Here is a 23656-nt window from a genome sequence, read left to right on the forward strand (position 1 = left end):
AGGTATATAATATGTCTGAAAACAAAACGGAAGTTATTATTGAAACACCTATAATAGAAGAGATTATGGGTAAAAGTAAATTTTCCATACATGACGAAAGCTACCCTATCGCAAAACAGGGTGTAGCAGAATTTATTACTCAAATTGTTAAAAGCGATAATGCTGAAGAAAAAGTCAATAAATTTGCCCTTGATGAAATGATAGCCCATATTGATGATGTTATATCTGAACAAATGGATGAAATTCTGCATAACAAAGAATTCCAAAAACTTGAAGCAACATGGCGAGGGTTATATACACTTGTAGAAAGAACAGATTTTAATGAAAATATTAAAATAGACTTATTTAATGTTACAAAAGAAGAAGCATTAGAAGATTTTGAGCTAAATCCAGATATTACTCAAACGACACTTTATAAACATATATATTCATCAGAATATGGTCAGTTTGGAGGAGAGCCAGTTGGTGCAATTATTGGGGATTACAGCCTGACTTATGCAAGCCCTGATATGACTTTTTTAAATAAAATGTCTGCTATTGCTGCTATGAGCCATGCCCCTTTCCTTACTTCTATGGATTCTAAATTCTTTGGCTTAAAAGACTATACAGAAATGCCTACTATTCAAGATTTAAAAGGACTTCTTGATGGTCCTCAGTATGCAAGGTGGCGTTCTTTTAGAGAAAATGAAGATGCCAAATATACAGGGCTTTTGGTTACAAGATATTTAACCCGCTCCCCTTATGATATGGAAAACAACCCTATTAAATCTTTTAATTATACAGAAGATGTTAGTGCATCCCATGACCATCTTGTATGGGGTAACTGTGCTTACCTGCTTGCTACAAGATTAACTGAAAGTTTTGCAAAATATAGATGGTGCGGAAGTATTATAGGTCCTAGAAGTGGCGGTGAAGTAAAAGATTTACCTGTATATTTTTATGAAAGTTTTGGAAGTATGCAGTCAAAAATACCAACAGAAGTCTTAATTACAGATAGAAGAGAATATGAACTTTCTGAAAATGGTTTTATAGCATTGACACTAAGGCGTGGCAGTAATAATGCTTCATTTTTCTCTGCAAACTCTGCACTTAAACCAAAAATTTTCCCAAATACACCAGAGGGCAAAGAAGCTGAAACTAATTTCAGGCTTGGAACTCAACTGCCGTATTTATTTTTAATCTCTCGTATGGCTCACTATTTAAAAGTGCTGCAACGGGAAGAAATAGGCAGCTGGAAAGAAAGGCAGGATACAGAAAGAGGATTAAATGAATGGTTAAAACAGTATATTTCAGACCAAGAAAATCCACCAGCAGAAGTTAGAAGCAGAAGACCATTCAGGGGGGCAACCGTTACCGTTACAGATATTCCGGGTGAACCAGGATGGTATAGAGTGCAGCTTAATGCTAGACCTCACTTTAAATATATGGGAGCTAATTTTGAACTCTCTCTTGTAGGTAAACTAGATAAAGAATAAATTTAAAAGGCAGGTATATGAGATTTTTATATACCTGCTTTTTACAGGTATATTATGGGCTTTATTGATAAAATAGTGCATAAACTTGATGACCAGTATAATGGCATTGAATATAGAAATGATAAAATTACAGAAATTAAAAAGAATATAGAAGCACTGCTTAATACAAATCCTGATGACTGTATGAGTATCACAAACTCAGGGTTTAATAATGAAAATAATCATTCTATTGAATCTAGTGAGTTATGTAATGCAATCATATCAAAAATAGAAAATTTAATTTATGAATATGAAAAAAGAGTTATAGTTACATCTGCCAGCTATGATAACAGCAATATGCCGTGGAAACTATCTATTGATTTACAGTGCCATTTATTAAATGATAAATTTAATGAGTTTCATATTATAATTGATTTTTCAAATAACAGGTATTGTGAGGTTATTTGATGAATAACAACAGTCATATATTATATTATCATAAAGAAATAGATGAACTTGCAAAAGCAAGACAGCAGTTTATAGAGCGGTTTCCAAAACTTGCACCATTTTTATCTAACACAAGTAAAGATCCTGATATTGAAAGGCTGATAGAAAATTTTGCAATACTTACATCTAAAATAAAAATGGAATTAGACCAAAATATTCCTTCTATTGCAGAATCACTTATAAATATTATTGCACCTAACTATACTGCATCTATACCAGCTATGTGTATGCAGGAATTTAATTTAAACAGCAATGCTGAAATAAACAGTCTGATAATACCAAAAGGTGCTAATGTATTTGCAAAACAGATAAATAATGTATCCTGCCAGTTTACTACCGTATATGACTTATATTTATACCCGATAAAGATTACTGATGTATTGCTGCAAAGCATAAGTAAATTTCAAAGTATGTCTTTAAGAATAGAGTCATATAAAGATGATGCAAATATTTCTGATATGAATATTACAAAATTAAATTTATATCTAGGCAGTGATATTTATTTAGCCACCTCACTTTTAATGTGGTTTTTTAACTATCTTCATGAAATAATTATTATTAATCCTGATAATAATGAAGAATACAGACTGCCTGTGCAGAATTTAAACACTATGGGTTTTGATGATAAAGAAAGTATATTTGCTAGAAGAAACACTGGCATAGAAGCATTTTCACTAATGCAGGAATATTTTTTTATACCAGATAAGTTTAATATGGTAACAATAGACAAACTTGATATGCTAAAATATTTTAATGGTAAAAGTTTTATAATAAAATTTATTTTTACAAAAAATCTGCCTTCATTCTGCATACCTCGTGCAGACCATTTTAGCTTTGGTATTACACCTGTTATAAATCTTTTTGAAACATCAACAGTGCCAATGAAAAATGATATAAATAAAGATGGTTTCAGGCTTTCTATAAGCAAAACTTATGATAAATATTATAATATACTAGAAGTTATATCAGTATTCAGCAGCACCAGCGTTCGTGGTAAAAGATATTTGAAAAATTATAATAATTTTGAACGATTTGAGTTTTTAAGAGAAGATGATATGCCAGATTTTTTTACCACTTCAAGAAAAAAAGATATTAACGGTGATGAATATACATATCTTACACTGTATGACAGTTCCATATTAATGTCAAATGACCATGAAACAATATCTGTAAATGCATTATGCTGTAATGGAACTTTACCTGAAGAATTACAGATTGGAGATATTAACAGATTTGATAATCAAAATATATCTACAACAAATATTACACTTCCTACAAAACTTTATAAAGCAGCAGTAGATGGCACTATTTTATGGAAACTTGTATCGGTATTATCACTTAATTACCAAACTATGACAAACAGAACATCTTTTTTAGCTGTGCTTCATGCTTATGATTTTACACTTGGAAAAAATGATAATGTATCAGAAAAACTTCGTGATGCTGTAAAAAATATAAAATCAAAAACTGTTTATAGAATGATAAATGGTATCCCTAAAAAGGGCACATTGTGTATTATTGATATAGATGATTCATTATTTTACTGTATAGGAGAAGTTTATAGACTAGGATTAATCCTTGCTAAGTTTTTTTCATCTTTCGCCTCTATTAACTCTTTTTGTGAACTGCAAATAAATTGTATTACAGCTAATACAGTGTTAGATTACTTCCCAACAGAAGGCAGGAAATCTAATATATGAGCAGTAATTTACAGTATAAATATTTCTATAAAACTGTTAAAAATCTTCTTAAAAATTATCAAAGAGATGATATACTGTTTAGAACAAACTCATCACTTGGGCATCCTAATAAAGAAATAGAGAGTATAACTACTATTGATAGAAAACAACAGGGAGCAGAAAAACTTACTCTTGAAGTAATGATAAACTTTTTAGGTATTCAAGGATCTTCTTCCCAACTGCCAAGCTATATATTAGAAAAACTAGCTTTAAATGATGATGGCGGTGATGGATGGAGCTTATTGTTTGATTTCTTTAATAATTATATAACATGGATATTTTATGATGTAGTATCTATGGGTAGTTATGCAAAATCATTTAACTATAATCTAGATGATAATATTTCTAATATACTGTTATCATTTTTAGGTATTAAAAATAAAGATACAGCAAAAACTTACCTGCCATTTGCTCCATTAATAGTTAATTTAAGACGACCTAAAAAGCAGATAGAAAGAATATTACAGATAACATTTAATCTAAAAGACAGGCTTACAATTATTGAAAATCTTCCACATCATATCCCTGTAATATCTTCTCAGCAGAATTATCTTGGCATTAAAAACTGTCAGCTTGGAAAAAACTTTATCATTGGCAAAAGTGTATGTTCTTATCAAACAAAAATAGGCATATTAATAGATAATCTTGAATATGACGAAGCCCTTAATTTCTTTCCCACTGGCTCTAAATTTAAAATGCTTAAAAACAGTATAGCTTTTCTTACAAATAATGAATTTGCAATAGACTTATATCTAAAAATCAAATATAAATCAAAAATGGCTTTAAAATTAGGCAAAACTGGTGTCCGTCTAGGCTGGGGCTCTACACTAGGACAATCTAAAAGCTCAAGCTATATTATGCAAATACCACTTAATGAATAAAGTATAGTTATAAAATAATGCCTAATTATTTCGTATTATTTTTGCACTAATCTGTCTTATTTATCAGCATAAAATCTAAACTTTTACTGTTAGCTGCTTTTTTACTTGCAAAATCTGCCTTATTAAAAGAAAACAATACTTTCTGGTTACTGTTTGTTTCTTCTGGGTTATAATAAAAGGATGTTCTGCCATTGCTTATTTTGCTTTCAAATATTTCTCCTGTTTTATTTACATACATATAATATGGCTTATCATTTATATATTCTTCGTTTAATGTTTCATCTAAACTTGTTAAGATTATATCTAACTGATTAAAAATTTCATTTCATCTAACTAATTTAATAAAAGATTTATTTATTTGTCCTTATTATCTCTGCACTAAAGGGATTAAAAAGTATATAATTTTCAGATTTATCATACATAATACACAATGCTGTATTATCTGTTGAGTGATAAGTAACTTTATAATAAGATATACAGTTAGATATATTATCTACATAAAAATATGGAACATATTTTTGTGTTCTATATTTATTATTATAAAAATATTTATAAGCAAGTTTAAGAAAAACCTTACCTTGTATTTTCCCCGTTTCATAATACAGCAATCCTGCATTAGAATCACGCAATATAAAATATGTCTTATATGGGTTAAAAGATTTAAATTGTTTATTTTTATCATATATATCATTATTAATTTCAGTAATTATTTTATCACCTACTTTATAAAAAGACACATACTCTCCGTCATGATATTCTTGTTTATTATTTTCTATTTCTTTACATAAATCATACATACCTTTAACTGTTTCTTCAGATATTGCTGGAAATGTATAGATATTGCTGAAAGTATATATATATATTTATTACTAGCAGGGTATAAAAAGGTATAAATAACAAAACAAGATTTATCAATATATTCCTTATGGATTTAGAAATATTTAATTTAAGCATTAAAATATCCAGAACTTATAGTATAAAAAAGAAAATGGTGCAATAAGCAAATCATAAAAACTTGGTTTACTGCTAGCAATACTTATAGTAAACATATAGTCAAAAAATAGTAATATAATACAAAAAATATTTATAATTATTAAAAATCTATGATATTTATTTTTTGGCATAGGGAATTTCATTTTTAATGTTCTCCATTAATATAATAAAGCCGATATTTTATTATTTTACTTATTAAATGATTAACATTTATTTTCACATGTTTAATAGTATAGTTTTCATATAAATTACAGCCAACGGTTATTACTTTTTTATCTTCGTCTGTATCTGGTTTAAAAGTATCTTTTATTTGAGCCACATCTGCTCCAACTAATAATGTATTTTCGCTAAAACGACAGTATTTTCATATTACACCAAAATGAATATTTGACCATACATCTTAAACTATTGTTTTTAATAGGCTCATTTTACTATTTCTGCACCCCATGGAGCATAATATATGTTACTATATTTTGTAAGTACACATAAAGCTTTTCCATTATCATAAGTTACTTTATAATAACCATGTTGACATTTTTTTACATTTATATATACCCATTTATAATATCTTCCATCATTATGCAAATAAACAGGACTGTTTTGGTTATATATACAAAAGTTTTTGTAATATACATCTTTATTTAAATTTAACATAAGTAATCTTTTTAATTCTAATGCATCTTCATCATGTATTGTAGGAACTAAATGTAAAATAAAATTTAATGGAAAAATACCATCATTCTGCCAGTTTTCAAATTCCCAGAATAAATTTGCAAATATTATAATAATAAAGCATATTTTAATTAAAATATATTTAGGACTCATTACTTTTTTTAAAACATATGTTAAATTTTGCTCTATTTTTAAAATTACTCGTTCAAACTTATCATAGCTATCCATTTTATACACCTGCTATAAAATAGAAAATTATTTCAATTAAATTTTTAAATATATAAAACACATCTTTTATTCCTAAAAACAATATATCTACAACTCCAAATAATGCAAAATACACACTAGCAAATCCAAAAATAATATAAATTAATAGTAATAAAATAAAAATAATATTACATATAGTATTAAATATATAGAGTAGTTTATCATAACCTATTTTAAAATATGTCATTTTTAAAACCTTTTATAAGCATTACTAACTGCATTTAATAAATCATGTGCTGTAATATTGCTATTTTTAGTCAAGAATAATTCAACACCCTTGCATATCAAATGACCATCTATATCGTTATCATATTTAGCACCATTCACATAATTAGTACGATAGCCTAAAGCCAAATATATTATTTTACCAATCAAGTGTTGATCAGATATTTTTTGTGCTTCCCCTGCCCCATTTAATAATTTTTCCTGACTATAACCAACATAAGTTCCTATAAAACCAAAATGAATATTTGACCAAGTATCATAAAAAATATCAATATTATTATATATATGATGGTAGCGTCTTGATAAACCCATACTTGGAAATAAGGCTGATAACTGCCACTTATGGTCCCATATACTATTAGGCTCAACACATTTACCAAAATAAATATCAGCATCATCATTTTTATCTTTATAATTTATAATTAATTCATTAGAACTATTAAGCATATTTTTAATAAATAAACTACTTTTAGATTCATATTGATGTAAAATACTCTTAATATCTTGAGCTTGTGTACTCTTCAAATTATTTTCAATTTCCCCTGCCATATAATTTGCTACATCAACAGCATCAAAGCCAAGTTGAATATATTTGCCTTGTTCTAATACTGCCCTTTCTATAAATGGGCATAAGATAACTGCACATTCCTGCTCGCTATTATTTAGCACATAATAATAAATATTTTTATCTTTATTATATACGATACTTCCTTGATACCTATATTCTTTTAAATCGCATGCTTTTTTTACTTCACTATTAGATGCTGCTATAATACTAACATTACCAGTAACTTCTATTTTATCTGTGCTAAAGGATGCAAAATCTATTTCTAACGGATTATTTTTATATTTATCTATTATTTCTTTACAGGCTTCTTTTAATGATAATTCTTTCTCTTTCTTATTGTCATCTGTTTCTTTTACTTTTAAGGCTGTTGTAATGTTTATTTTTAACCATTTCAAACCTGCTATACCATATGAAAAATAGTTGAAATTATTATCATAATTGTCGGCTTCTATTTTTATACCAAAAGTATATAGTTTTCTAATATTATCATCTTTTGGATTACCTTTCAAGCATAATTCTGGGTCTTTATTGTATAAATATTCTGCTTCATTTTCAACATTGATAACATATAATGACCTGCCATTGCTTATTTTGCTCTCAAATATTTCTCCTGTTTTATTTACATACATATAGTATGGTTTATCATATAGATATTTATTTATATTTTTCTGTATATTTTGAGTATTTTTTATTCATTAATATATCATACCATTCTTCTGGAACTTCATAATCCGTTAATTTTAAAAACTCTTTCGCTTTTTCTATGCTTAATTTATCAAATTCATTAAAGAAATTTAATACATATTCTTTCCATCTTTCATATCCTGCTTTATCTAATTCGCAAAATAATTCTTCTATTGTCTGATATTTTAGTTTATATAATTCATCACTTTCTTCATCTTTTATTTCTACATAATCAGGATCCCATGGCAGTGGAACTTCATATAAAAATATTGATGATAATTTTAACTCTTTTACAGCATGTAACAACTCATTATTATTGGTTATTATTTCATATACTTGCTGCATTTCATAAGTTCTTTCTATATCTCCATAACCATAAATCTGATATACTGCTAAAAACAAGACTGTATCTTGATTTTCAAACTTTAACTGCATTTTACCTCGTTCTATGCCTGCATCTTTATTCATACGCTTTTTATGATAAGTATTTATGTATGATAAAACATTAGATAATAATTTATCATTCGCTTCTGGAATATATCTTTTTATTATATTTACTATATTTATGCCTGTATCTAAAAACTTATCTGTTATGATAATTCTATTATATCTATATAAGCATGCTACCTTAAAAAGATATACTTTTGGATATTCATCAATGTCAGTATATATATATGGTTTATATCGTTTAAATCTTACACCATATATTTTTATTTGTTTTATAGAATATTTTATCTTATCTGCTATGTTAAAAATTATTAGAATAATGATAAATACACAAAATATAACGATAAAACCAAAACTAACTGTAGTGAAGATATATACTTTGTTTGCAGTCAATTTGGAAATAATTGTAGGCAAGTTCCATAAAAAATATAATACAAGATAAATTATAAGCATTTTTGCAAAATTTAATTTAATTTTATGGATAATCTTATTGAATTTTAAATATATTTTTTCCATTTATACTATCCTTATTAATCAATAAAATATTCTGTTCCATAATAACCAAACAAGCCACTAACGAGAGAACCAGCTATTCCTCCTATTCCTGTTCCAGCAAATGGTATGCCTGATCCTATAGATGCTCCTATTTTTGCACCAATCCATGCACAGCCCCATCCATTAACCTGTTTAGTTAATTCTTTCTTAAGTGGTTTTACAGAATTACTTTCCATAGATTGCATGGTTGCAGATGATAATTCCGAAACTGTAACAACTATAGAAAGTGGGAACAACATATTCTTTGTTATCGTACCTGCACCATATTGCTTTGGTAACATTACTGCATTTCTAGATTTTTTATCTGCACCTTTAATAAGAACTTCTTGGTCAACTATTGCTTTATGTCTTGTGTCGTTATTTCGTATAACAGCATGTATATCAACTTTATTTTTATTCATTAACTTTTTATTAGCATCAATAAAAGCTTCTGAAATTTCTTCTGTAGAAATAAGTGTTGCTCCTGACTGTTTTAATTTATTAATATCAATATATAATTTTTTGCTAATGCCATTTATATTAAATCTCTCTGCACCGTTTGATAATGTTGATGCAGAAACATATTGACTATTTTTAGCGGTTCCCCTTACATGACTAACAATACTATTGCCAGATTCTGGACTAACTGCATATAAACCATATTTCTCAGGAAATACTTTTAAGTCTGTTTTAATTCCAACTAACTCACCTTTACTATGATACTTAATGGCATTCTCCGTTGTTTTATATGTATACCTAACCAAAAAACCTTCTCTGCCAAAATCATAAACTATAAAATAAAAATTTAATGGTGTTATTTTTTCTATTATAGCATCATTAAGTATTTTTATACCATTTATATTATTATTAAAATTTCTAATATCTATATAATTAATATTAAAATATGGGATAGGAACAAATACATAATTATTGTTCTCTATTTGTTTTACTTCATCTTTGGATAATATTTTATTTGGAATTATTGATATTATCTCTCCAGTCTCTGATAGATGGTGAAATTTCTCATAAAGCTTAATTGAGGGTTTTAAAACTGTAATATTTGATAAAGATTTTAATTCCCTGTTATTTAATAACATATAGCCCCATTTTATTTTATTTGTATCTTCTACATTACTATATGCTTTAAATTTATGCTCTAAACTTAATCTATTAACTTTACTTGCTGCTATTTCTTCTATATTATATAATTCAATTCCAGATATTATATCTTGTGGTATATCTCCCCTATTTATCGTAAAAGTTCTTTCTGCTTTTTTATTTTTCCTGTCTGTCTTATTTATCAGCATAAAATCTAAACTTTTGCTGTTAGCTGCCTTTTTACTTGCAAAATCTGCCTTATTAAAAGAAAACAATACTTTCTGGTTACTGTTTGTTTCTTCTGGGTTATAATAAAAGGATGCTCTGCCATTGCTTATTTTGCTTTCAAATATTTCTCCTGTTTTATTTACATACATATATTATAATCTATCATTTATATTTTCATCATTTAATGCTTCTTCTAAACTTGTTAAGATTATATCTAACTGATTAAAAATTTCATTTCATCTAACTAATTTAATAAAAGATTTGTTTATTTGTCATTATTATCTTTGCACTAAAGGGGTTTCTTCTTGATATGTTTCCATCTATACACAATGCCTTATTTAACTTTGGATTATATGATATTTCGTAATATTTAGTGCAATTATCAATGGTATCATAATAAAATTTTATTCGATAAAAATCAACAGGCATTGAAAAAATATTTTTATATTGAATATAGGCAATGGCTTTATTTCGGAATAAATTATAAAAACAACCTGATTTATTTTGATTATCACAAAATACTAAATGAAATCTATTATCTTTAAAATTTGAATTACCTGTTATTGCTAAATTAGATAAATTATCACATAAGCTTAACACTGTTTGTTCAGAAAGGTGGGGACCAAAATTAATATTTGAATTAGTTACAGATAGAATTATAATACCCCAAAATAAAATTGATGGAGGAACCGCAATAATTAAAAATAAAATTTTCACTATTATTTTTTTGCTATTTTGCATATATATCTCCATTCAAAATAATAAAATAAAATTGTAATAAATATAAATTATACTACCAACATATACTGCAATATAAGAGCTTAATAAACCAACGATAAATTCTTTTACATCGGTATAGAAAAATAGTGACATACCTATATATAAGACATCAGATGTAATAATGAATATAAATAGAATATAGTATATCTGAAATAACATTGAACGAAAAAAATTCTTTATTTTATTCATCTGGACACTCTCCATTTTGAAAATAATATTTAAAAACATTATCATTAACTACATATGATAATATATTATAAGCATTTATTAAAATGCCTTTTATGCATTCATCATATATAGAGAAACCTAATTTTATAGCCACTTTATCGCATATAGTATCGCCTTTAAGCCATTGCTTTTGTTCTATTTTAGAAAATCCTCTATTAGACCACTTCTGAGCCACATCTGCTCCAACTAATAATGTGTTTTCACTAAAACGACAGTATTTACCTATTACACCAAAATGTATATTTGACCAAGCATCATATGGGATTTCTTTATCTATATATACATGATGATAACGCCTTGATAAACCCATACTTGGAAATAAGGCTGATAACTGCCACTTATGGTCCCAAAAACTATCTGTTTTAACTGCTTCATAAAACATACTACAACAATTATCCCTCTTTTCTTATAATAAATATTTACAAAATAAGTTTAATTTTTTTTATAATATAAGCTTACTTTTCTTAATGAGTGATTATTAGTTTTTCAATATGTTTCATAAAGCTTATCTTACTTTCTTTATAATTTTTGTTCTACTTAAATCAATATTTATACCATCTGAACTTTCAATATATATACACAATGCTGTATTATCAATAGAATTATATGTTACTTCATAATACCCATAGCAGCATTTATCAGTAGTATCTCTATATAATATACGGTTACCCACAGAAACCTTTAACTTTACAATAGCTTTACTTGTAAAGTTACACAAATGATTAGTTCCTGGATTAAATTGAAGATATTTATCATATGACATTATCTCAAATGCTCTATCCTTATAAAATGTTTTGTTATCATATTGATTATGATATGAATACTCTATTTCTTTAAGCATCTTATTTAAAAATTTAACTTTCTTTTCTGAAATTGGTAAATCTACTGTAAAAACAAAATACATAAGAATTAATAACATATTAACAGGAATCCAAAATACTAATATCCAACATAAAAATTTCTTTAATATACTTATGTATTCCATACTATGAACCTAATAAAATAATTAATAATACTACATCCTGAACTACATGAACAATAAATACAACAATATTTAGTAAAAATGCTATATAAACAAATATTCCCATGAATACTGTCTCTGCTATATTACTATTGTTATATTGTAAATCATATATAATACTAATCATTATAATAGTAATAATAGGTAGCGGTATTAAAAATGTATAAAAAATAATTAATATTTTTTTCATAATTCTATACATAATCACCTTCTTTGTGTTCTACTATATGTTTGTAAAATAATTAGTATCTGATTAGCAATAATATCAACTGTTTTTATTTCATAATTTTTTGAGACTTGAATACCTATTTTAATAGCTTCTATATCACCTTCATTATCTCCGTAATCACCACTCATTTCTAAAAGTCTTATAGTGGTATCTTTTATATTAATATTGTTCTTATATTTCTTAATATCTGAAATAACTTGTTCAGTTCCAGCACCTTTTAATAATATAAAGTCAGAAGGGTTTATTTTACTACCAATCACTCCAAAATGTATATTTGCCCATACATCATATGGGATTTCTTTATCTCTATATACATGATGATAACGCCTTGATAAGCCCATACTTGGAAATAAAGCTGATAATTGCCACTTATGGTCCCAACAGTTATCTGTATCAACTTTCCAGTATGTAAGTACATAATCTGAACACTGTAAATGCAATAAATTATTTTCAATTTCTCTTGCCATATAGTTTCCTACATCAACAGCATCAAAACCAAGCTGAATATATTTACCTTGTTTTAATACAGGATTATCTATAAATGGACATAAGATAACTGCACATTCCTGCTCGCTATTATTTAGCACATAATAATAAATATTTTTATCTTTATTATATACAATACTTCCTTGATACCTATATTCTTTTAAATCGCATGCTTTTTTTACTTCACTATTAGATGCTGCTATAACACTCACATTACCTGTAACTTCTATTTTATCTGTGCTAAAGGATGCAAAATCTATATCTAATGGATTATTTTTATATTTATCTATTATTTCTTTGCAGGCTTCTTTTAACGATAATTCCCATATTTCTCTATTATTATCATCTTCTTTCTTGTAATTTGATTTTAAATCTGTTCGTATAGTGATTTTTAACCATTTCAAACCTGCTATACCATATGAAAAATGGTTGAAATTATTATCATAATTGTCGGCTTCTATTTTTATACCAAAAGTATATAGTTTTCTAATATTATCATCTTTTGGATTACATTTCAAGCCTAATTCTGGGTCTTTATTGTATAAATATTCTGCTTCATTTTCAACATTGATAACATATAATGACCTGCCATAATAGGATGTATATTTTTCTGATAAGTAAAGCTTATTAAATATCGGTTTTTTATCAGGAAAGATTATATAAAAATTATATCCTTTCAAACCTTTAAGAAATATTAATGATTTATTATATGATGCAATTACTATTATTACCTCTTGATTTTGATGCAGCTGGGGTAAAATCTAAAAACGATTGCGAAAAAGTGAATAAATAAAAAAGTGGTTGTTAAAACTCTTTAAATAAAATAATATTTTTTAGCCAAAAAATAGAGTAAGAGAGGTAACAACCACAAATGGATACTACACCAAAAAATCGTAAAAATAAACACTTAAATGCATTTGAGTGTTATAAATTAGAAGGTCTGTTGAAATCCAAAGTTAGTGTGTTGGAAATAGCGTAGATATTATGCAGGTCTAAAAGCACGATATACCGAGAAATAAAGCGAGGGACAGTGGAATTTCTCAACAGTGACTTGAGTGTAAGGAAAGAATATAGTGCATACTATTCTCTAAATATAAGGCAAGGTTTAATGAGTAAAACAGGTAGGAAATTACAATATAACATTGAATATGGCTTATTAGACTATATACAGAGTAAGTTAGATGAGAAGTATTCCCCAGATGTTATATCTGGAGAGTTAAGGCATCAGTGTATATCAACAATAAGTACCCAAACAATATATAACTATATATCATTAGGACTATTAGAAAGTATAGAATATAGAAAATATACTAAACAATGTAAAAGTAATCCACGAACAGCCTATAATAATACACGCGGCAGAAGTATAGACGAACGACCATTTGAACTGAAAGAGCGACTATATGGCAATTGGGAGATGGATACAGTGGTGGGCAAACAAGGCAGTAAATCAGCCTTACTGGTGCTTACAGAACGAGTATCACGGTTTGAAATAATAATCAAATTAAGAAATAAAACACAGAAAAGTATAATAGCAGCATTAGATAAGTTAGAAAGAAAGTATAAAGATAAATTCAGCTTAATATTTAAGAGCATAACAGTAGATAATGGTGTAGAATTTTTAGATATGGCAGGTTTAGAAAAATCAGTGTATGATAAAGTATCTAAACGAACAACTATTTATTATGCTCACCCTTATTGCTCTTGGGAGAGGGGAAGTAATGAGAATAATAATAAACTTATAAGGAAATTTATTAAAAAGAAAACTGATATTAAAAACTTTTCAGCTGCTTATATTAAAAAAATACAAGACTGGATGAATAATTATCCTAGAAAATTATTTAATTATAAATCGGCTAATGATATATTTTATGAGAACTTAAACAACTGCTTAAAATGTTGCAATCGTTTTTAGATTTTACAATTTTTGTTAAATATTATAATTTTATATTGATTTTTTTAATAGGTATGGTAGAGTAAAGTAGTTATGAAAAGAATAATAGTATGTATCAAAAATAAAGCATTTTTAGAAAGACTAGAATCTTTTTGTCAGGAAGAAAAGATTGCTATTCATGTTATCTCTTCTCTTGAAGAGCTTGACAGCGAGCCATTTATTGTTATCATTACTGACCAAAAAGATTTAGCAGAAGCATTTTCTACAGCAGGTAAAACATGTGTTATTACAAACGATAAAATGCCTAATCATGTATACTGCTTAAAAGAGTGTTTTAACCATATTCACTTACGCCTTTTAGTAGATATTATTCTTCATGGTGCTTTACTTACAAACTATTATACTGCACTTATGCCTAATGTTTTCCATAAAGAATATACAATATCTAACGATTTTTTTAATATAGACAGGCTTGTATATGCTATGACAGCAGAATTTCTGCTGTTTTTTAAATGTTCTGAACTTGAAAAGATGCGTGTAGGAATATCTGAAATGCTTACCAACTCTATTGAGCATGGCAATTTAGAAATCACTGCAGATGAAAAATTTAAAGCTACAGAGGAAGGCACTTATTATGACCTTTTAAACGAAAGGCTTAGTAATAAAACTATGGCAGAAAGAACTACCCACATTAATATTGATATAAGAGATAATATTTTAACCGTTACTATCACAGACCAAGGCAAAGGATTTGATACAACAAAACTGCCAGACCCCACTGATAAAGAATGCCTGTTAAAACTACATGGCAGGGGTATATTTATTACACGAATGTATTTTTCAAAAATCAAATACAATGAAAAAGGCAATGAAGTTACACTTATCAAAATATTACAATAATCATTTATTTTGCAGTCATTAATATTCAATCATCATATTTACTAATTAATTTAATATTTCAACAGCAGCTTTAATGTGCTTCTATTAATTTTGCAAAAGTAATAATCTGCTCTCCATTTGCATTATTTTCTTTTTTATAAATACTGTATCCCATACTTTCATAAAAGGCTGAATTTTTAGGCATAGTCTCTGGTGTTTGTATTTCGCAGCGGATACCAGAATAAAGGTGTTCCACAGCAAAAACAAGCTTCCTGCCTATCCCTTTATTTCGTTTTTCTTTTTTTACCACAACAGCCATAATATATAATGTATTATTATTTTCACTTGCACATATTAATCCTGATATAGAGCCGTCATCATCTACTGCTTTTAAAAAATCATACTTTTCAAAATATACTTTTAAGTCATCACGAGATGTAATATGTTTAAAATATTCAAGCCCTGTTAAAAGCGGTTCTTCTTTAAACACGCTTTCTTGTATGGAAAAAATACTTTCTAAATCATTAATATCAATATTTGTAATTATCATAACATACCGCCAGAACTTTAATATATATAGTAATACTGTATAAACCAGTTCGCAATTTCTAGAATATATATATAATAACAGCTTTTTTAAATATTAAAAGAGTTTTTTATTAATTTATTTGAATTGATAAAAAGATTATGATTCTTTTTATATTAATGCTCTAACTTAAAGCTAAAAAATAGAAGTAATGCAGTATTATTTAGTATTTATAGTATAAAAGCAGTTAAATTATAAATTTTAATATTTCTTTTTTCTTAAATAATACTATAATATTACCATATAAAACTGGGGGTAAATTTATGAATGAATTTTCCATTAATACATTTGATAATCTTAAATTAAGCATGGCTTCTGCAGATATTAATAATCCAAAAGCAGTTGTGCAGATAGTCCACGGTTTAAAAGAGCATAAAAAAAGATATTATGATTTTGCTGCATATCTTAAAGATAATGGATATGCTGTATTTATGTCTGATAACAGAGGACATGGATATTCTATTAATGATGATTATCCATTAGGATATATGGCAGATATTCATTTACTTGTAAAAGACCAGTATGAAATTACAAAATATATAAAATCAAAATATGAAAATACTCCATTATATATGCTCGGTCACTCTTACGGCTCAATGATTGCACGAACATATCTGCAAAACTATGATGCTGAAATCTCAAAGCTGATTTTAAGCGGCACTGTTGCTTATAATATGTTTGTAAATATTGGACTTTTGCTTGGTAAAGTAATCAATACTTTAAAAGGCGAAAAAAGCAGCAGTATAATCCTGCAGAGTATTGCAGATAATGATAATATTTCATGGGTATGCTCAAACCCTGAAACTATGGCACAATATAAATCAGACCCTTTCTGCACAGGATATAAATATATGAATGTATCAATTATTAATATTTTTAAAGGAATGAAAGAACTGCATAATATAAAAGCATATAAATGCCAAAATCCAGAACTAAAAATATTAAGTATTACTGGTGAAAAAGACCCTGTTACAAAAAGTGAAAAAGGTATTTCAGACAGCATTTTAACACTGAAAAAAGCAGGTTATAAAAATATAGAAAATATAGTTTATAAAGATATGCTTCATGAAGTTCTTAATGAAGTAGATAAAGAGCAGGTTTATAAAGATGTGCTTGATTTTATAGAAAAATAACCAAATTATTATATTACAGTAAATATTTAAATTAGCAGCTGATAACCACTAAAAAATATTATAATTTTGTAATACTGTTATAGGAAAAAAAGTTATTTAATGGCTTAGTCTAAAAATTTTGGGTAAGTCTCAATTATGTATTACTGAGCCTGCTTCAATGTCTTACTGAGCTTGATTTATAAGCGAAGTATCTAGATTATAAAACTACAACCTATAATATATTCTTTACAATTGGTGCAATCGTTTTTAGATTTTACATTGACATAACACATAAAATAAGCTACCATTTTAATGTTTTTTATTGTAAAAAAATATTTTTATGAGGTTTTTATAGTATGAAAAAAATCACAGTTTTACTTATCACATTAGCATTTGCTTTTTCATTTACTAATGTATCTTTTGCTCAAGAGCAGCAGAACACATCAGATACTGCTGTTACTGCAAAAAAACGCCCTGCTCCAATTGATAGAGCACATATTGTAGAAGATTATCTTCCAATATTAGGAAAGCAGGCAAGAGCTAATGGTATAAGACCACCAAAGCCTTTTTTTGTCTCAGCAATTTATTATCACATGGAAATACCGCAGGATATTACAAATGCTGTAGGGTGGGGTTTCTATGGTGTAACAGAAAATAATGCTCAACCAGTAGGAATGTATAATGCAAAAGTTGAAACAAACTCTTATGGTTTAAGAGCTGGTGTAAATATACTTCCATTTTTATCTGTATTTGGTGTGTATATCCATACAGATGTTACAAGTAAATTTACTGCTGTTGTAGATGGTATTCCCGGTGTAATGTCAAATGGTTACAAATTAGATCAGGCTTTAAAAGTTAAAGCAGATACTGGTGCTATTGGTGTTGCTGCAAGTTATGGTTTAAGATTAGGTCAGGTTGTTCCTTTTGCTGTTATAAATGCAAATTATGCATGGTCTTTTTCAAATATGACAACGAAATCAATAGAATCTCTAATAGTAGGTGCAAGATTAGGGCTCAGTGTTCCACTGCCAAAAGATATGAAAGTAGGTTTTTCTTTTGGTGCTCAGTATATGTATATGCCTATGGGTAATGAAGTTCAAGGACAATACACTGTAACATTACCTGCAGGGACAATAGATGGCACAACAACACCAGTTACAATAACATCAAAATATAGAGCTAATGCACAATATGCTTCTCCTTGGACAGTTAATGCGGGGATAATATTTTCACCAATTAGATATTTTGATATAGTTACAGAGTTTGGATTTTTAACACGATTTACAGCAATGGTTGCATTGCAAGCCAATTTCTAAATACAGGGGAATACTATGAAAAAAAATATATTATTAATATTAGCTTTACAGATAGCAGTTTCATTTATATATGGATGTGCATTTGAAGAACAATATGTTCCAGACCCAAAACCTGCACAAAAACTTAATTATACACCTATTGATGAAAACAATTCACATACTTTTATTGGTAAATATATGGTTAATGCATTAAAAATTGCTAATACAAACAGTATGTATACATCATATATGGATGGGTATATACAGCTTAAACTCAGTCCAAATGGTAGTTTAGAATATAATTATGACCTATTATACAATGGGTATAATAATGATTCAGGGTATAAAACAAGTGAAAAAGATTATACTAAATTAGAGCAATATCAAATAAAAGATAATAGAACTATTACTCTAAACACTCCTATTGTATTTAAAGATAATAAATATACATATACTATTAATTCTCTGCAAAAATATGATAATGATATATTATCCTTTGACAATATGACAAATGTAAACAATGTGTTTTATAAAACACCAGAGTTATGTGACCCAACTATTGAAAATGGTGATGAAAGTTGTGCCAGTGTAAATGGTGCATTAAAATATGTTGGTTATTATAGAATAGAGAAACTGACATGTAATAGTAATGAATATATTGGTGGTCAAGATTTTGCAGGTGAAATGGTTGCAACTCCATCTTTAAATAGATTACCAAACTATGTTGATTTACCGCTTGAAATAAAAGTGCAAATAAAAACTGAGACTCTTAAACAATGCTTTTTAAAAACAGAAGAGCAGTCAAAAAATATTTATTTAAAAAATATAGAATATGAGCTTAAACTTGATAATGATTTTAAATTAGAAAATATTTTTCAACAAGTAGGTCTGTTAGGATTAGCTTCTGAATCAAATAAAAATGTAAGAACAACGGAAATTGATTTTAAACCAAAAAATCCTAATTTTACTGATATGAAATTTGGTAATAATAATAATAATGAAGTGTCAATGAGATTAAAAATTATAAAACAAGGTATGGCAGGTGGAATACCAGTAAAAAAACTTGATGATATACCTTATATTAATTATTAAATAATCATAAACAGCTTAAATTATAGAAATATAATTCATATACAGCCTTATATCTGTAAAAGATTTAAGGCTGTTTTTTTATTAGATATAATAATATTCACTACCAATGATAAAAAATAATAAAAAGCTACTTAATGATTAATGATATAGATTATTTTATTACTAAACTTACCAAAAAATCTGAATGAACTTACCCAAAAATTTTGTACTAAGCCACTAAATAATTTTCTTTTTCCTGTAACAATGTAAGTCCATACAGTTTGCACACCATAAGTCATTTTGAGCCTGATTTTAAAGGCGAAAAATCTGAAACCTATATTGCAATAGTATATAATATATTTAATTATCTGTTTTTTGATAGCTGAAATGATTAAACTGCAATAAGTATCTACCTGTATTATAATTTAAGAAAATATAAATAATTCAGATTTAATCAATATTAAAAGATAAAAGTTTTAATAGATTATTCGCTCCGCTCATAATAACAAATGCTGTGTATTGATGATATATTATACTGCTGAAATGAATACACTGCCTTTTTATACAAGTTCAGCAGCTATAAATAATATTTGACAAACCAAGTCTTACTGAGCCAAAGGCGAAGTATTCAGACATTATGAACTGCAATAATTATCTACCTGTTATATAATTTAAGAAAATATAAATAATGCAGGTTTAATCAATATTGAAATATAAAAGTTTTAATAGATTATTTGCTCCGCTCATAATGACAAATGCTGCATATTAATGCTGTGTAGTAATAATATATAATACTGTTTAACTGAATGCACTGCCTTTTTATGCAAATTTAGTAGTCATAAATAATAATTGGCAAACCAAGTCTTACTGGCCAAAGGCGAAGTATCTAGACCTTGCGAACTGCAATAAGTATCTACCTGTTATATAATTTAAGAAAATATAAATAATACAGTTTTAATCAATATTAAAAGATAAAAGTTTTAATAGATTATTCGCTCCGCTCATAATGACAAATGCTGTGTATTAATAATATCTGATACTGTTAGACTGATTAAATTTAATGATGCACTTCTTTATAGTATATACTTGAATAAATTTTTCAAACAATGATGTATAAACTAAAAAGATAAATATAAATTATAAAAAAAGAGCTGTCTATTATAATATAGACAGCTCTTATATCTTTAAGCTTTGGCGGCAATTTGTTAATCAATAATAAAAAATCAATCCTAGATTTTTTATTTATCCTTTGGTCGAAATGAATTCTCCCGCAGTCACTAAAGAATGCACTTCCTGTGCATTTTTAGGCCGCCTTTAAAGCATAAAAAAAGAGCTGTCTATTGTAATATAGACAGCTCTTATATCTTTAAGCTTTGGCGGCAATTTGTTAATCAATAATAAAAAATCAATCCTAGATTTTTTATTTATCCTTTGGTCGAAATAAATTCTCCCGCAGTCACTAAAGAATGCACTTCCTGTGCATTTTCAGGCCGCCTTTAAAGCATAAAAAAAGAGCTGTCTATTACAATATAGACAGCTCTTATATCTTTAAGCTTTGGCGGCGACCTATTCTCCCAAGTGTTATCTTCACTAAGTACATTTGGCGATGGGACCCTTCACTGCTGTGTTCGGTATGGGAACAGGTGTTACTTTCCCTCTATGACCACCAAAGCAGATTTAATTTATTATTCCAACCAATATTCATTTAAATAAGAATTAAGTAAAAGGAGTATAGAGTAACAACCACTTTATAGGTATAAAAGTCAAGCCCTCGACTTATTAGTATTGGTCAGCTCAATGCCTCACGACACTTACACCTCCAACCTATCAACCATGTAGTCTACATGGAGTCTTACGAACTTATGTTCTGAGAAATCTTATCTTGAAGCCGGCTTCCCGCTTAGATGCTTTCAGCGGTTATCCGTTCCGAACGTGGCTACTGGACTATGCTCTTGGGGAACAATCCACACACCAGAGGTCCGTTCACCCCGGTCCTCTCGTACTAGGGGCAAACCTTCTCAAATTTCTTACGACCACAGCGGATAAGGACCGAACTGTCTCACGACGTTCTGAACCCAGCTCGCGTACCACTTTAATCGGCGAACAGCCGAACCCTTGGGACCTGCTACAGCCCCAGGATGTGATGAGCCGACATCGAGGTGCCAAACCTCCTCGTCGATGTGAACTCTTGGAGGAGATCAGCCTGTTATCCCCGGAGTACCTTTTATCCGTTGAGCGATGACCCTTCCACTTGGAATCACCGGATCACTAAAGCCTTGTTTCCAACCTGCTCGACCCGTCAGTCTCACAGTTAAGCGCCCTTATGCTTTTGCACTCGACAGTTGGTGTCCAACCAACCTGAGGGCACCTTCGCGCGCCTCCGTTACTCTTTAGGAGGCGACCGCCCCAGTCAAACTACCCGCCTGGCAATGTCCCTCCGCTTACAAAGCGGCCAGGTTAGATAGTCAGCACACAAAGGGTGGTATTTCAAGGGCAACTCCACACATGCTGGCGCACACGCTTCTATGTTTCCCACCTATCCTACACATTATGTACCAAATATCACTGCCAAGTTATAGTAAAGGTTCACGGGGTCTTTCCGTCCCGCTGCGGTTAAGCGGCATTTTCACCGCTGCTGCAATTTCGCTGAGTATTCACTTGAGACAGCGCCCAGATCGTTACGCCATTCGTGCAGGTCAGAACTTACCTGACAAGGAATTTCGCTACCTTAGGACCGTTATAGTTACGGCCGCCGTTTACTGGGGCTTCAATTCTGAGCTCGCACCCATCCTATTAACCTTCCAGCACCGGGCAGGCGTCACACCCTATACTTCTTCTTACGAATTTGCAGAGTGCTATGTTTTTGTTAAACAGTCGCCTGGGCCTCTCATCTGCAACTCTTTTCTGCTCCTCTAGTAAATAGATTCACATACTCAGAGCCTACCTTATCCCGAAGTTACGGTAGTAATTTGCCGAGTTCCTTAAGTGAACTTATCTCATACGCCTTAGGATTCTCTCCTCACCTACCTGTGTCGGTTTGCGGTACGGTCAACATAATATCTACTTAGAGGTTTTTCTCGGAAGCGTGGTATCAATGACTTCGCTGGGGTTAACCAGCTCGTGCTCGTATCTCGGGTCATTAACTGTGCGGATTTGCCTGCACAGTCTGCCTACATACTTAAACAGACTAATCCATAAATCTGCTCACCTAACCTTCTCCGTCACCCCATCGTTAAACGATTTATGCCGGTACAGGAATATTGACCTGTTTCCCATCAACTACCCCTTTCGGACTCGTCTTAGGGACCGACTAACCCACCGCGGATTACCCTGCCGGTGGAAACCTTAGGTTTACGGCGAACGGGTTTCTCACCCGTTTTATCGCTACTCATGCCTACATTCTCTCTTCTGTACGCTCCACTAAACCTTACGGTTCGGCTTCTCCGCTGAACAGAATGCTCCCCTACCACTGTATAATAATCTTACACAGTCCGTAGCTTCGGTAATACACTTAGCCCCGTTATATCTTCGGCGCAGAAACGCTAGACCAGTGAGCTGTTACGCTTTCTTTAAAGGATGGCTGCTTCTAAGCCAACCTCCTGGCTGTTTCTCCATTTCCACATCCTTTACCACTTAGTGTATATTTAGGGACCTTAGCTGACGGTCCGGGCTCTTACCCTCTCGACCACGGATCTTCTCACCCGTAGTCTCACTGCTGATATATTCTCTTCCGTATTCGGAGTTTGTATGGGTTCGGTAAGCGGTATGCCCCCTAGCC

Annotated in this window: 22 protein-coding genes and 2 rRNA genes (1 of these 24 only partly in view); 9 read left to right on the forward strand and 15 right to left on the reverse strand. The window is 29.2% G+C overall.

What is annotated here, in order from left to right:
* Positions 1-11 precede the first annotated feature (11 nt).
* Genes tssC through tssG form a run of 4 tightly spaced genes read left to right on the forward strand, consistent with a single transcriptional unit; the run spans position 12 to position 4581 of the window.
* Positions 12-1475, forward strand: coding sequence for a type VI secretion system contractile sheath large subunit (tssC, locus tag N508_RS02550; protein WP_023276516.1), 1464 nt, complete (start codon positions 12-14; stop codon positions 1473-1475).
* 54 nt (positions 1476-1529) lie between these two features.
* Positions 1530-1922, forward strand: a complete 393-nt coding sequence (locus tag N508_RS02555; RefSeq protein ID WP_023276517.1) for a GPW/gp25 family protein — start codon at positions 1530-1532, stop codon at positions 1920-1922.
* Positions 1922-3661 (forward strand): type VI secretion system baseplate subunit TssF, encoded by a 1740-nt coding sequence (gene tssF / locus N508_RS02560; RefSeq protein ID WP_023276518.1) that lies wholly within the window; start codon positions 1922-1924, stop codon positions 3659-3661. The genes N508_RS02555 and tssF overlap by 1 nt, the downstream gene beginning before the upstream one ends.
* Positions 3658-4581, forward strand: a complete 924-nt coding sequence (tssG, locus tag N508_RS02565; protein ID WP_023276519.1) for a type VI secretion system baseplate subunit TssG — start codon at positions 3658-3660, stop codon at positions 4579-4581. The genes tssF and tssG overlap by 4 nt, the downstream gene beginning before the upstream one ends.
* 46 nt (positions 4582-4627) lie before the next feature.
* On the opposite strand, the gene N508_RS02570 is transcribed toward tssG, so the two are convergent.
* From N508_RS02570 to N508_RS02625, 12 genes are all read right to left on the reverse strand, one after another.
* Positions 4628-4819, reverse strand: a complete 192-nt coding sequence (locus N508_RS02570) for a hypothetical protein (RefSeq protein WP_023276520.1) — start codon at positions 4817-4819, stop codon at positions 4628-4630.
* 112 nt (positions 4820-4931) lie between these two features.
* Positions 4932-5378 carry a hypothetical protein gene (locus N508_RS02575; RefSeq protein WP_023276521.1) on the reverse strand — a complete coding sequence of 149 codons (447 nt, stop codon included), beginning with the start codon at positions 5376-5378 and terminating at the stop codon, positions 4932-4934.
* 341 nt (positions 5379-5719) lie between these two features.
* Positions 5720-5893 (reverse strand): hypothetical protein, encoded by a 174-nt coding sequence (locus N508_RS02580; protein WP_023276523.1) that lies wholly within the window; start codon positions 5891-5893, stop codon positions 5720-5722.
* A 104-nt stretch (positions 5894-5997) separates the two neighbouring features.
* Positions 5998-6474, reverse strand: a complete 477-nt coding sequence (locus N508_RS02585) for a hypothetical protein (RefSeq protein WP_023276524.1) — start codon at positions 6472-6474, stop codon at positions 5998-6000.
* 228 nt (positions 6475-6702) lie between these two features.
* Positions 6703-7935 carry a polymorphic toxin type 44 domain-containing protein gene (locus tag N508_RS02590; protein WP_251930646.1) on the reverse strand — a complete coding sequence of 411 codons (1233 nt, stop codon included), beginning with the start codon at positions 7933-7935 and terminating at the stop codon, positions 6703-6705.
* Positions 7936-7960: 25 nt separating this feature from the next.
* Positions 7961-8953 (reverse strand): hypothetical protein, encoded by a 993-nt coding sequence (locus tag N508_RS02595; RefSeq protein ID WP_023276528.1) that lies wholly within the window; start codon positions 8951-8953, stop codon positions 7961-7963.
* Positions 8954-8967: 14 nt separating this feature from the next.
* Positions 8968-10446, reverse strand: coding sequence for a hypothetical protein (locus N508_RS02600; RefSeq protein WP_023276529.1), 1479 nt, complete (start codon positions 10444-10446; stop codon positions 8968-8970).
* A gap of 100 nt (positions 10447-10546) precedes the next feature.
* Complete coding sequence (locus N508_RS02605; protein ID WP_023276530.1) at positions 10547-11038, reverse strand: hypothetical protein; 492 nt, start codon at positions 11036-11038, stop codon at positions 10547-10549.
* A gap of 220 nt (positions 11039-11258) precedes the next feature.
* A complete protein-coding gene (locus tag N508_RS02610; RefSeq protein WP_023276532.1) occupies positions 11259-11687 on the reverse strand; it encodes a polymorphic toxin type 44 domain-containing protein in 429 nt (142 codons plus the stop codon).
* 123 nt (positions 11688-11810) lie between these two features.
* Positions 11811-12224, reverse strand: coding sequence for a hypothetical protein (locus tag N508_RS02615; protein ID WP_040637120.1), 414 nt, complete (start codon positions 12222-12224; stop codon positions 11811-11813).
* 67 nt (positions 12225-12291) lie between these two features.
* Positions 12292-12516 carry a hypothetical protein gene (locus N508_RS02620; RefSeq protein ID WP_143815544.1) on the reverse strand — a complete coding sequence of 75 codons (225 nt, stop codon included), beginning with the start codon at positions 12514-12516 and terminating at the stop codon, positions 12292-12294.
* A 14-nt stretch (positions 12517-12530) separates the two neighbouring features.
* Complete coding sequence (locus N508_RS02625; protein ID WP_251930648.1) at positions 12531-13721, reverse strand: polymorphic toxin type 44 domain-containing protein; 1191 nt, start codon at positions 13719-13721, stop codon at positions 12531-12533.
* 350 nt (positions 13722-14071) lie between these two features.
* On the opposite strand from N508_RS02625, the gene N508_RS02630 reads away from it, so the two are divergent.
* Entirely contained in the window at positions 14072-14956 is an 885-nt protein-coding gene (locus N508_RS02630; RefSeq protein WP_179077821.1) for an IS30 family transposase, read from the forward strand.
* Positions 14957-15028: 72 nt separating this feature from the next.
* Positions 15029-15835: an ATP-binding protein gene (locus N508_RS02635; RefSeq protein WP_023276536.1), complete on the forward strand. Its 807-nt coding sequence runs from the start codon at positions 15029-15031 to the stop codon at positions 15833-15835.
* 70 nt (positions 15836-15905) lie between these two features.
* Here N508_RS02635 and N508_RS02640 read toward each other — a convergent pair whose 3' ends face one another.
* Positions 15906-16364 carry a GNAT family N-acetyltransferase gene (locus N508_RS02640; RefSeq protein WP_023276537.1) on the reverse strand — a complete coding sequence of 153 codons (459 nt, stop codon included), beginning with the start codon at positions 16362-16364 and terminating at the stop codon, positions 15906-15908.
* 299 nt (positions 16365-16663) lie between these two features.
* On the opposite strand from N508_RS02640, the gene N508_RS02645 reads away from it, so the two are divergent.
* The 3 genes from N508_RS02645 (at position 16664) to N508_RS02655 (ending at position 19899) form a co-directional block, all read left to right on the forward strand.
* Positions 16664-17533 carry an alpha/beta fold hydrolase gene (locus N508_RS02645; protein WP_023276538.1) on the forward strand — a complete coding sequence of 290 codons (870 nt, stop codon included), beginning with the start codon at positions 16664-16666 and terminating at the stop codon, positions 17531-17533.
* Positions 17534-17868: 335 nt separating this feature from the next.
* Complete coding sequence (locus tag N508_RS02650) at positions 17869-18828, forward strand: hypothetical protein (RefSeq protein ID WP_023276539.1); 960 nt, start codon at positions 17869-17871, stop codon at positions 18826-18828.
* A 15-nt stretch (positions 18829-18843) separates the two neighbouring features.
* Positions 18844-19899 (forward strand): hypothetical protein, encoded by a 1056-nt coding sequence (locus N508_RS02655; RefSeq protein ID WP_023276540.1) that lies wholly within the window; start codon positions 18844-18846, stop codon positions 19897-19899.
* A 1532-nt stretch (positions 19900-21431) separates the two neighbouring features.
* Here N508_RS02655 and rrf read toward each other — a convergent pair.
* Positions 21432-21549: ribosomal RNA gene (rrf, locus tag N508_RS02660) — 5S ribosomal RNA — on the reverse strand.
* 88 nt (positions 21550-21637) lie between these two features.
* Positions 21638-23656: ribosomal RNA gene (locus N508_RS02665) — 23S ribosomal RNA — on the reverse strand; it runs 892 nt beyond the window's last position.

The sequence above is a fragment of the Mucispirillum schaedleri ASF457 genome (genome assembly GCF_000487995.2).
GTDB classification, from domain to species: Bacteria; Chrysiogenota; Deferribacteres; order Deferribacterales; family Mucispirillaceae; genus Mucispirillum; species Mucispirillum schaedleri.